This window comes from Nocardia sp. NPDC004278 (assembly GCF_053602975.1).
In genome coordinates this window covers 184,887-197,106 of record NZ_JBSGEQ010000010.1, presented here as the reverse complement: position 1 = coordinate 197,106, position 12,220 = coordinate 184,887, and the positions used below count along the sequence as shown (strand labels likewise).

General features: G+C 66.6%; 7 protein-coding genes. All 7 read right to left on the bottom strand.

Annotated features, from left to right (window positions below; all coding sequences use genetic code 11):
• Positions 1-81: 81 nt before the first annotated feature.
• The 7 genes from ACWEO2_RS18290 to ACWEO2_RS18260 are packed head-to-tail and all read right to left on the bottom strand — an operon-like array spanning position 82 to position 11,970.
• Positions 82-1,488, bottom strand: coding sequence for an NAD(P)/FAD-dependent oxidoreductase (locus ACWEO2_RS18290; protein ID WP_452406384.1), 1,407 nt, complete (start codon positions 1,486-1,488; stop codon positions 82-84).
• Positions 1,485-2,345, bottom strand: coding sequence for a class I SAM-dependent methyltransferase (locus ACWEO2_RS18285; protein ID WP_452406383.1), 861 nt, complete (start codon positions 2,343-2,345; stop codon positions 1,485-1,487). The genes ACWEO2_RS18290 and ACWEO2_RS18285 overlap by 4 nt, the downstream gene beginning before the upstream one ends.
• Positions 2,342-3,862 carry a flavin-containing monooxygenase gene (locus ACWEO2_RS18280; protein ID WP_452406382.1) on the bottom strand — a complete coding sequence of 507 codons (1,521 nt, stop codon included), beginning with the start codon at positions 3,860-3,862 and terminating at the stop codon, positions 2,342-2,344. The genes ACWEO2_RS18285 and ACWEO2_RS18280 overlap by 4 nt, the downstream gene beginning before the upstream one ends.
• Entirely contained in the window at positions 3,859-4,425 is a 567-nt protein-coding gene (locus ACWEO2_RS18275; RefSeq protein WP_452406381.1) for a hypothetical protein, read from the bottom strand. The genes ACWEO2_RS18280 and ACWEO2_RS18275 overlap by 4 nt, the downstream gene beginning before the upstream one ends.
• Positions 4,422-4,655, bottom strand: a complete 234-nt coding sequence (locus tag ACWEO2_RS18270) for a hypothetical protein (protein ID WP_354959426.1) — start codon at positions 4,653-4,655, stop codon at positions 4,422-4,424. The genes ACWEO2_RS18275 and ACWEO2_RS18270 overlap by 4 nt, the downstream gene beginning before the upstream one ends.
• Positions 4,652-5,566 (bottom strand): metallophosphoesterase family protein, encoded by a 915-nt coding sequence (locus ACWEO2_RS18265; protein WP_452406380.1) that lies wholly within the window; start codon positions 5,564-5,566, stop codon positions 4,652-4,654. Before ACWEO2_RS18265 ends, ACWEO2_RS18270 begins: the two co-directional genes overlap by 4 nt.
• Positions 5,563-11,970, bottom strand: coding sequence for a type I polyketide synthase (locus tag ACWEO2_RS18260; protein WP_452406379.1), 6,408 nt, complete (start codon positions 11,968-11,970; stop codon positions 5,563-5,565). Before ACWEO2_RS18260 ends, ACWEO2_RS18265 begins: the two co-directional genes overlap by 4 nt.
• Positions 11,971-12,220 lie beyond the last annotated feature (250 nt).

Genomic DNA, 12,220 nt, shown 5'->3' with positions numbered 1-12,220 from the left:
CAGCGGATTTCGGGAGTACGATAATAACCATCGCGAGCAGTGCGAGCGCTGCCCGCGCCACGCCCCGCGGTAGGCTCCGGATCATCCGAGACGTCTCCCGGCGATGAATCCGCGTTCCCAGCCGGTCAGCGGCGGCTCGGTCAGCGGCGGCTTCCGTGGGCCCAGGACGGCTCCGGCCAGCACCGCCGGATGCCCCATGGCCAGGGCCGGGCGAGCCAGGAACATCACATCCGACGCCACGGTGGCCACCGCGGGCCGCGACTCCGCAGCGCGGAACACCCGCGCGCCGTAGCGAAGCATCCAGCGATGCAGCACGGCCTGTCCGGGGCCTTCGGTATTGCGGAACGCGAGATCCTGGCTGGTCGCCATCTGCCACGGATCAGCAGCCGCCCGGATGATCGAGCGTTGCAGGCGAGGTGCCGAACCGGCACCGACGCCGCTGCGCGCAAATTCCGCACCGAGCGCGCCGGCGCAGCGTGTCGCAACCGAAAGTCCTTGGCCGTATACCGGATTCAATGCCGTCGCGGCATCGCCAACCACCACGAATCCGGTGGGCCAGGTTCGGATGCGGTCGAACCGATAGCGCCGATTACCGGTGCTGCGCGAGCGCATCGTCCCGGTCAACGGCTCGGCTGCCGTGAGGATCTCGGCGATCAGCGGATCGGATACGCCGTGCCGGGCGAAGTCGATGAAATGGTCGTCCTCGGTGGGCAGCTTGCTGCCTCGGGTACCTCCCACGGCCGCGATCCACCGGCCGCCTTCGATCGGCAATAAGGTGGCATTGCCACCGGGCTCACCGGAACGGGATTCGGCTTGGATGAGCACTGCGGGAAAACCCGATTCGGCGCCCGATGCCGCGCGGAAGACCCGGGTGGCATAGGTATGCCCCGAGTCGACGATTTCCGGGGGAGGCACAACGACTCCCAGCGCGTCCAGCCACCGGCCGGCCTGCGATCCGCGGCCGGTGGCATCGATCACCAAGTCGGCGTCGAACTGCTCTGTCGTGCTTGTCGCTGTGTCCCGCAACCGCACACCGCGGACTGCGGTCGCAGAGCCCAGCAGCCCCATCGGCTCGCACTCCTGCCGAACGGTGACGCCATCCTGCTCGTTGACCATCGCACGAACGACATGGTCGAGCAGCTGTCTGCTGCAGGTGATCCCGAATCGGCCCGTATGGTTGCGGGCCATCCAGCCGCCCACGTTGGGGCGGAAAAGCAAGTCGGCATTGACGCGGATGCGATGCGCGCCGGCCGCGAGCAGCCGGTCGGCGATCCCGGGCAGTAGCCGCTCGAGTCCGAGCACACCGCCGGGCGCGAGAAAGTGCGGATGTCGGGCCTGCGGCAGCCCACGGCGTGACTCCGGTCGCTCCGGGTATCGGTCTCGCTCGATTACGGTGACAGCACCGGCGTGCCGGGCCGCCGCCGAGGCGGCCAGCAAGCCGGCGAAGCCGCCGCCGAGCACAACCACCTGCGCTCTTGCCGCGGTCATCCTCTTCCCTCCCGGTCACGGCTGGTCAGACGCACTGCGCCGCACCACAGTCGGGAGCGGTCGAGCTTCGCTCCCGGTTCGGTGTCCGGCAGCAGCGCCCACCCGCGCAGCGCCAGAGGGGAACGCTGCCATCGGGCCGCGGCCCGGAATATCGAGTGCGCGGTCTCGACCGACCAGTCCTGATAGAAGTTGAGGCTGGACGCGAAAGTCCAACGCGCCGAGCCGAGTTCGCGCCCCATCGTGAGATTGACCATCCGCAGCATGGCGGGTGACCAGTGATCCTGCGCCCACCAGCGGATTTCCGGCCGAAGCAGGGCGTTGCTCAGCATCCGGACCTGCGCCGCCTCGAGATACGGCAGTAGCCCCTCGGTGATGACGAGGACGGCGCGTGCACCGTCGCACGCCTCGGCGAGGAACTCCGCGGTCGCGGCCTGGTCGGTGACGTCGACGGTCCGGGTGACCCGCTCGCAGCGAGCCCGCCGACCGGCCAGTCGCGCGTCTTTGTAGGCGATCAGTTCCGGCAGATCCGCTTCGTACCAGATCGTTTCGGCTGGAATGTCGAGCCGATAGGGACGCGTGTCCAGACCTGCGGCCAGATTGATCACCCGGTCGCATCCCCGTTGCAGGGAGTCGATGACGAGATCGTCGACCAGCCTGGTGCGCACCACCGTCGGCCAGTGGTTGCGCGCGCCGCGCGGCAGCATGCCCGATGCACCGAGCGTCACGCCCTGCGCACCGGCCAGCATCGATGCAAGCTCGTCCTGGAACAGCGCATCGGGTCGTGCCGATTCCAGCGCCCGGTAGACCGCCACCCAGCGCGCGGTATCGGAAACGTGGCCGATCGACGGTGAAGTCATGACGCCTCCTGATGTTCGGCGGTCCGCTCCTCGCACGCTGTGAACGCGTAGTCCGCGAGTGGGAATCTCCGCATACGCCACCACGCTTCGACACTTGTCGACGGCCGGAACAGCGGTACATCGCCGAACTGGTCGAAGTAGAAACTGCGGGCCTGCTCGCAGTTCGAGTTGTAGAAGATGGACCCGGCCTGACGCGTGATCATCTCCTCGATGAAGCGTGCATAGGCTGCCGGCTTTACCGCCACCCGGGTGGCGCCGCGCCGCCGCGCCTCGGAGATGCACCGAATCGCATGCGCCACCGCATTTTCGATGGTCATGAAGAAGGATCCGGTCATCGAGTAGGGACCGTGGATGATGAAGGCGTTGGGGCAGGGCGGGAGCGTGACGCCCTCATAGGCGGCGTTGCGATTCCGATCCAGATAGTCGCCCAGATCTACGCCGCCGCTGCCGGTGATGGGGAACCGAGGCAGGCTGGTGCGTTCGAAGACCTCGAAACCTGTTGCCAGGATCAGGGTGTCGATGTGGTGATGGTGACCGTCGCTGGTGGTGACACCAGTGGCCGTGATCGCCACGATGTCCGCATAGACCAGGTCGACATTGTCGCGCGCGAAAGTTTTGTAGTACCTATTCGACAGAGTCAGGAATTTGCAGCCGAAGCGATACTGCGGCGTAAGCCGCTCGCGGACCGAGCGATCGGGCACCTGCGCTCGCAGGGCGAGCCGGGCCATCCACTCCAGCGCGGTCACCGCACTGGGCGCTTTGAACCGGAAGATGCCGTTGTACAGCAGTTCCAGCCACACCAGCACGATCCAGCGCGGCAGTCTCAGCAGTCCGGGGATGAGGCGGAACACCCAGCGCAGGAGCAGCGGAATGGGGAAATCCGGCTTGGGAATCACCCAGATGGGTGTGCGCTGGAATACCGCGAGCCGTTCCGCGCGCTCGGCGGCCTCGGGGATGATCTGGACCGCCGACGACCCGGTGCCGATCACCCCGACCCGGCCTGCGAGCGACACCGTGTGATCCCAGCGCGCACTGTGGATCACCGCTCCGGCGAAGGTGTCCAGACCCGCGATGTCGGGAAACTTCGGCCGCCCCAGTGCACCGTAGGCGTTGATCACGAATCGAGCGCGCAGCGGACCCCGGTTGGTCTGCACGTCCCAGTGGTGAAGTTCGTCGTCGAATCGGATGCCGGTCACCTCGGTGCCGAGGCGCAGATGCGGGCGCACGCCGTATTTGTCGACGCATCGGTCCGCATAGGACTTCAGCTCGTCGCCCTTGGCATAGGCGTATCGCCAGTCCGGATTCGGCTCGAAGGAGTAGCAGTATCCCCAGATCGGAATGTCCACGGCCACATCGGGATAGGTATTGTCACGCCAGATGCCGCCGACGTCGTCGGCCTTGTCCACCATGATGAAGTCGTGGATTCCGGCCTGCCGCAATCGGATTGCGGCGCAGATGCCGGAGAAGCCGGCGCCCACCACCACGACTTCGAATTCGCGCTCGCCCGCCGGTGTCACCGCTTCCTCCGCAGTCTCCGGAGCAGGCCCCGACGTGGCCGTCGCGCATCCGAATCGCCGACCGGTTCCGCCGCGGCCATGAAGAACTCGGTGACGTAATCGACGAACAGGTCTGCGGTGTCGAAATCCTCGCGCGCCATCAGCTCTGCTATCACACCGCTGATCAGTTCCGGTGCGGCGATCTCCGCCAGCCGGCCGACCACCGCGGGGTTCATATAGGGCGCGGCGTCCGCGATGACCACGGGATCGATATTCGACAGCATGGCCAGAGACTTGTCGGTACGCCCGTCGAGCAGTTCGCTGCCGATCGAGCGGCCCAGCAGCCGGGGCGGCAGCACCCGGGTGGCGAACGGTACCGCCAGCCGCAACGGCACCCGCCGTCCCAGTGCCGAATAACGCTGGTACTCACTGGGATAGCGCGATCGCAGGTTGCTCACGATCTGCTCGTGCAGCGCCGCCAGATGTTCGCCACCGAGCACGCCCAGGTACTCGATGCGCTCGATGGGCACGTGCAGCGCGTGGGCCAGCTTCGTCAAATGAATGCTCGTCACACGATCGGTCACCGCCGCCGCCTCCCCAGCAGTGCCGCACGCACAATGGATCTGGTTCCCCATGGCAGTCGGGCTATATTGTCCGCCAACGCGGTCTCAGCAAGGGCGCGGTCACGTCCGGGCGCTTCGTTCAGCAGCGTGAGCAGGTCCGCGCACTGGTCTTCGGACAACAGGTAGAGCGCGGTCAGGCCCTCGCCGAGCTCACTCTCGAGTTTTCGTCTCGCGCCGATTCTCTCGGTCATCGTGGCAACATTCCTTTTCGAGCCATTCGCCAGGCATGACCGGCGGCGCGCCGGCTCAGCGCGCCGACCGATCGCGACGAATCGTCCGGACCTGGCAGGATTTCCCGCAGCAGCGGTTCGGGGAGCCCCCGGCGCCGCCATTCCCGCGGGTAGCCGATGGACACCTCCTCGAACCGCACTCCGTCGAAGTGGTCGGTCTTGCGAATGTGCAGGTGCCCGTACACCACGCACCGCACGTTGTAGCGGCGATGCCAATCCGCGGTCAGCTCGGTGCCGCACCACATGGCGAACTCCGGCCGGAACAGCCTCTCGGTCGGCCGCCGGAGCAGCGGAAAGTGGTTGATCAGTACCAATGGCACCGCCGGATCCAGTTCGTCGAGCCGGGCGCGGGTGTACTCCACCCGCTGCCGGCACCACTCTTCCCGGGAGACGTACGGGTCGTAGGCGAGCAGCTGCTCGTCGGTGGCGACCGATCCGGTGGCCTCCGCGCGCGCCAGACCCTCCTGCTTCGTCCGCACGCCGCGCGGCAGGAAACTGTAGTCGTACAGTAGGAACAGCGGAGCCAACACCGCGGGACCGCCCGCACCCGCCCAGGTCGGGTACGGATCCTCCGGTGTGATCACATCGAGCTCCCGGCACGAGTCGATCAGATGCCGGTACCGCCCCTCGCCGCGGCGGCGGCGCGGATCCCTTGCAGTGGTCCACATCTCGTGGTTGCCGGGCACCCAGATCACCTTCGCGAAGCGCTCGCGCAGCAGTCCCAGCGCCCAGCGGATCGCATCGGTCTTCTCCGCCACGTCACCCGCGACGATCAGCCAGTCGTCCGGGGAATCGGGCCGAATCTGCTCGACCACTTCCCGATTCCCCGGATGACTGATATGTAGGTCGCTCACCGCGAGCAACCGACTCACGAAACCGCCTCGGTGGCAACGGAACCACCCAGCCTGCGCACCGCCCCGGAGAGCCGGGTGACCAGTTCGTCGGGCACATCGCCGTCCGTGTGAATCGCTGTCAGCCGCTCCAGCAGCATCTCCACCTCGGCGACGATCGGATCGGCGAGCTCCGCATCCTGCGGAGTCACCTGGTCGAGAACATGCCGGGCCAGCAGGTTCACCGTCGGGTACTGGAAGATGGCCGAGTTCGCCAGCTTCACACCGGTGAGTGCCCGCAGGTGCGCACCGAGCTCGATAGAGCTGAGCGAATCGATACCCATCTCGGTGAACTCCCGATCCGCTTGGACCGCATCGGGAGACGAGTAGCCCAAGACCATCGAGATCGGCGTCTTGAGCAGATCTACGATCACCTCGTGCTGTTCGGACGGGCCGAGTCCGCCCAGCCGCTTGGCCAGCTGAGAGGGATCGCCCATCTGCTGCGTGGCACGCGGCCGGGTGTGCAGCAGCGCACGGAAGAACGGCGGCAATTCGGTCACCTGAGCGGCCACTCGCAGCAGCGACAGATCCATACCGACCGGCAGCACATGCGGCCGCCCGGTACGCAACGCCGCGTCGAACAGTTCCAAGGCCTCCTGCGTCGGGATCGGCGTCACGCCCATGCGGGTCAGGCGAGAACGATCCTTCTCGTCCATGCCACCGGTATTGGAGGTGTCCTCCGCCCACCAGCCCCACGCCATCGCGGTGGCGGGCAACCCACGGTGGTAACGGTGCACGGCCAAACTGTCGAGGAAGACATTCGCCGCGCTGTAGTTGGCCTGACCGGCGCTACCGAATGTGCCTGCCGCCGAAGAGAACAGCACGAACATCGACAGATCCAGGTGCTGGGTCAGCTCGTGCAGATGCCAGGCACCGTGCGCCTTGGCAGGCAGCACCGCGTCCAGATGTTCGGCCGTCAGCCCGGCGAAAGTCGAGTCCGCCAACGCGGCCGCAAGATGGACCACGCCGCCGAGCGGATGCTGCGCGGGCAGGGAGTCGAGCACCGCTGCCAGCGCGTCCCGATCACCGGCATCACACGCGGCGACCGTCACGCTGGCGCCCATGGCATCCAATTCCCCGACCAGAGTGGCGATTCCGTCGGCCTGCATGCCACTGCGACTGGTCAGCAGCAGATGCTTGGCACCGTAGTCGGAGACCAGATGCCGGGCGATGATCGCACCGATCGTGCCGGTGCCGCCGGTGATCAGCACCGTCGATTCCGGATCGAAGGCGGTCGGCCAGGTGAGCACCACCTTGCCGACGTGCCGCGCCTCGGACATCAGACGCAGCGCCGCGGCGGCATGCCGCACATCGAAACGGGTCAATGGCAGCGGGGCCAGGACGCCATTCGCGAACAGCTCCGCCAACTCGGCGAGGAGTCCGCCCACCAGGTCCGGAGCCAGTGCACCCAACTCGAACGAGGAGTAGGTGACATCGTGGGTGCGACGCACCTCCGCCGGATCGCGCACCACGTCCCGGGCGATCTCCACGAACCGGCCGCCGGATGCGAGCAGTCCCAGTGAGTCGTTGGTGAAGGTGTCCGGCAGCAGGTTCAGCACGATCTGGATGTCGTGGTTCGCGAACCGGGCGGCGAAGTCCGAGGAACGGGAATCCGCCAGATGATCTTCGGCGAAACCCAGGCCGCGCAAGTCATCCCACTTGGTGCGACTTGCGGTCGCCAAAACCTCCAGGCCGAGATGCCGGGACAGGTTCACCGCAGCCGTGCCGACGCCACCGGTGGCGGCGTGCACGAGCACTCGCTCCCCGGCTCGGGCCTCGGCGACCTCGCGGAGGCCGTACAGTGCGGTCAGATAGGCGACCGGTGCGGCGGCGGCCTGAGCGAACGACCATCCCGCCGGAACCGCGGCAAGCAGCCGGTGATCGGCAACCGAGGTACCGGCGATCTCGTCGAACAGACCGAACACCCGATCACCTGGCGCGAGATCCGTCACGTCCGAAGCGATCGCGACGACAACACCGGCCGCCTCGTGCACCAGCCGCGACGGCGTCCCGGACGACGCGGCCAATCCGGTGAGCGCGACCGGAAAGGACAGACCGGCAGCACGCAGCGCGACCGAGACCGTGCCCGGTGGCAGCGTGTCCGCGGCGGAGTCGTCGTCGGCTTCGGACAGCGTGACGTCGTCGAGGTTGCCGGACGCGGGGATCGCCAGCCGCCACGTGCCGCCCAGCCGCCCCCCGACGGTGGCCGCGGCTTCCAGGCCCGAGCGCAGTCGGCGGCCGAAGAATTCGCCGGCACGCATTACCAGCTCGGGTTCGTCGGTCTGCAGGACCGCGCTGAGCTGATCGAGGGTGATATCAGCCTCATCGAGATCGATCTGCTGGATCCGGTCCTGGAACTCCGACTGAGCGCTTCGCACCAGCGCCCACACCGTCGAGCCGGCCAAGTCGGAAACCTCTTCGGAGATGTCGAGCGCCTGCACCCGCCTGGTGAGCACGACCAGCTTCGTCTCGGCGAATCGTGCATCGGCGAACCAGGTTTGCAGCTGGGTCAGCGTCCGCAGCAGTTCGTCGCGCATGGTGACCGTCAGGTGCGCGCCCGGCTCGGCGCCCGCGGATCCCGCAAGCCGCGCAAGCAGCACAACCTTCGGAGCCTCTGCACCGGAGTCGGTCGCCGCGCGCAACGCGTCGATATCCGCATAGCTCGTCAGTTCGCTGTCGTCGGACACCCCGAACGGTTCGCCGCCGACGACGACCCATTCACCCCGCCGTGCCGAATACCGGGCGCGCTGAGCGGGCAGGGCCAGCCAGTCCACGCCGAACAGCGATTCCTGGCGTCCCGACAAGCCGCCGGTCGCGAGTTTGCCCATGGAGATGGACCGCACCTGTAGGTCGCCGATGGCGACAACGCGGCCGGTGTTGTCTGCCAGTACCCAGCGCAGTCGGTCATTTCCGACCGGAGTCAGCTTGACCCGCAGCGCTTTCGCGCCCACCGCACGCAGTTCTACCCGTTCCCAGGCAAAGGGCAGCCGAATCGCGCCCGCTTCCGAAGGCAGCAACGCCGCGGCGGCGGCAGCGGATTGCATAGCGGCATCCAGCAGTGCCGGGTGCAGGCCGTACTTGTCGGCGTCGCCCACCGTCTCCGGTAGCGCGACCTCGGCGAAGACATCCTCGCCGCGCTTCCATACGGCCTTCATCCCCTGGAAGACGGGACCGTACTGGTAGCCAAGCGCGGCCAGGGTCCGGTACGCGGTCTCGGGATCCATGCCCTGCTCCGCGCCCACCGGTGGCCACAGTTCGAGGCTGTGCCCGTCGGTCTCATCGGTTTTGGCCGCAGCGGTCAGCAATCCGTCGGCGTGCAGGCTCCACTGGCTGGCACCGGGCAGCTCGTCCTTCACCTCCGGACGCGAATAGATCGCTACTTTGCGCCGCCCGCCCTTCTCCGGCTCGCCCACCACCAATTGCAGGTGGATGGCGCCCTCCGTAGGCAAGGTGACCGGGGTGTACATACTCAGCTTCTCCACCCGCGGGCAGCCGAGCGAGTCACCGGCATGCAGTGCGAGTTCCAGCAGCATGGCGCCGGGCACCAGCACATTGCCGTGCAGGGCGTGGTCTGCCAGCCAGGGATGGCTGGTCACCGACAGGCGGGTGCTGAACTGGAATCGATCGGCGCCGGGCAGCTCGGACACCGCACCGAGCAGGGGGTGGCCCGCGGCGACCAGGCCCAAGCCGCTCGGCTTCCCGCCACCGGTGTTGGCAACACTCGCCAGCCAGTAATTCTGACGCTGGAAAGCATAGGTGGGCAACGTAACCGGCCGAGCGGTACCGACCGGATAGATCTTCGACCAGTCCGGTGAGACGCCCTTGACGTGCGCCTCGGCCACCGAGGTCAGGAACCGGCGAATGCCGGCGTCTTCACGCTTGAGCGAGCCGACGATGAGGCAGGAATCCGCAAAAGATCCGGCGTGGTCCAGGGATTCGTGCATCGCGGAGGTGAGCACCGGGTGCACGCTCATCTCTATGAACGCGTCGAATCCGGACTGGAACGCTGCTTGGAAGCCCCGCTCGAAGTCGACCGGCTCGCGCAGATTGCGGAACCAGTAGTCGGGGCCCAACTGCTCGGCCGGCAATACGTCGCCGGTCACGGTGGAGAAGAACAGCACATCGGTGCCTGTCGGCACGATCGGCGCAACAGCCGCCTGCAACTGCTCCCGCAGTGGGTCCACATGCGGAGTGTGTGCGGCATAGTCCACCGGAATGCGCTTGGCACGCACTCCACTTGCTTCGGCGAGCTCGACGATTCGGGTCACCGCCGCCGCGCCACCGGCGACGACGGTGGTGGTCGGGGAATTGATCGCGGCGAGGTAAAGGTCATCGAGGCCGTCCATGAGTTCTCGGACCCGGTCGGCCGAAGCGTTGATGGAGGCCATGCCGCCGGAACCGGGGAGGCTCCGCAGCGGCTTGCTGCGCATGGTCACGATCCGGGCGGCGTCGGACAGCGACAGCGCGCCCGCCACGTAGGCTGCCGCGACCTCGCCCTGCGAATGCCCGATCACGGCGGCCGGCTCGATGCCGTACGAACGCCACAGCGCCGCAAGGGAAACCATGGTTGCGAACAAGGCAGGCTGCACTACATCGACGCGTTCGATCGACGGCGCGCCGTCCGCTTCGCGCAGCACATCGGTCAGCGACCAATCCACGAATTCGGCGAACGCGTCCTCACATGCGCGGATCTGCTCCGAGAAGAAGGGCGATTCCGCCATCAATTGCGCTGCCATGCCGGCGAATTGCGCGCCTTGACCAGGAAAGACGAAGGCCACCCGACGATCCGGATGCGCCTGGCCCCGAATCGGCCCGACCGGCTTGCGCTCCGCTACCTCGGCCAGACCGGCGAGTAGATCGACTCGGTTGGTGCCGAGCAGCACGGCACGATGCTCGAATGTCGCCCGCGTGGTCGCCAAGGCGCAACCCACATCACGCAGGGCGAATTCCGGGTGTGCCTTGACATGATCCGCCAGCCGGGCCGCCTGGTCGGCCAATGCCTCTGGGGTCTTGCCGGAGATCGGCCACACAGCAACGGGCACAACCGATTCCGGTGACGAGGCAGACGGCTGCTCAGCAACCGGCGGGGCTTCCTCGAGGACGACGTGCGCATTGGTTCCGGCGATGCCGAACGACGAGACCCCAGCTCTACGCGGATGGCCATGGTCCGGCCACGGACCGACCTGCGTCACCAATTCCACCGCGCCGTGCGACCAATCCACCGCTTGGGTCGGTTCGCTGACGTTGACAGTGGGCGGCAGCACGCCGTACCGCATCGCCTGGACCATCTTGATGACTCCGGCCGCACCGGCCGCCGCTTGAGTGTGGCCGAAGTTGCCCTTGATGGACCCCAATTTCAGCGGCTGCCCCGCGGCGCGATCATGACCGTAGGTGTCGAACAGCGCCCGCAGTTCGATGGGATCGCCTACCGGAGTACCGGTTCCATGTCCCTCGACGACATCGACATCGGCGGCAGCCAGTCCGGCGTTCGCCAACGCCGCACTGATCAGCTTCTGCTGCGCCGGCGTACTCGGCACAGTCAAGCCCTTGGTGGCGCCGTCCTGGTTGACGGCCGCGCCACGCATGACGGCCAGCACCCGATGACCGTTGCGGCGGGCGTCGGAGAGCCGCTCCAATACCAGCATCGCCACGCCCTCTGACATGCAGAAGCCGTCGGCATCGGCCGAAAAGGGCCTGCTGCGACCCTCTTTGGAGATAGCGCCGTGCTGGCCCAGTGCGAAGAAGCCGGTGAGGGTGGACATGATCGAGACGCCACCGACCAGCGCCAGCGAGCATTCCTCGGCCTGCAGCGCCTGACCACCCAGGTGCATCGCCACCAGCGAGGACGAGCAGGCGGTGTCGATGCTCATCGTGGGACCTTGCAACCCAAGGACGTAGGACACGCGCCCGGACAGCACACTCTGGCTGACGCCCAATGAGACATATCCCGGGTCGAGGTCCTTCTGACCGGGGATCAAATAGGCGTAGTCACCGCCCATCGCACCGACATAGACACCGGTGTCGGTGTCGCGCAACGTGGTCGGGTCGATGCCCGCGTCCTCGAGCGCCTGCCAGGTGGCCTCGAGCACCATCCGTTGCTGCGGATCCATCGCTCTGGCCTCGCGGGGGCTGATCCCGAAGAACTCCGGGTCGAATTGCCCGGGCTCGTCGATGAATCCACCCATCGGTGCCATGGCCGCCGCCACTTCGGGCGAGGCCATATCTGCCAGCTCCGTCATGGATCGATCCGACGGAAATTTGCTGGATATGTGCTTACCTTCAACCAGGAAGCGCCATAACGACTCCGGTGAGTCGATTCCCCCGGGGAAGCGGCACGCCATTCCGACGATAGCGACAGCATTCGACGAGATTTCTTCATTCGCCATGAGGTCCCCTTTTCCTCGGCATGCAGGCAAAGCCTGCGGATAGAACACGTTCTCATGATTGGTTGACCGTGAGTGGCCAGAGAAGTCGAGTCCGCGCCGAGCGCTCGGCATCGATGCGGCGAAAGTCACCGTAACCCAGGCCGGTTACGACTGCAACACATTTCAGAACGAAGTTGATGTGACAGTAGGTAACTTGCAAACTCCCGGTGAATCATGAACGCTCACAGTCAAGTTCAAACCAGTGGGGCTC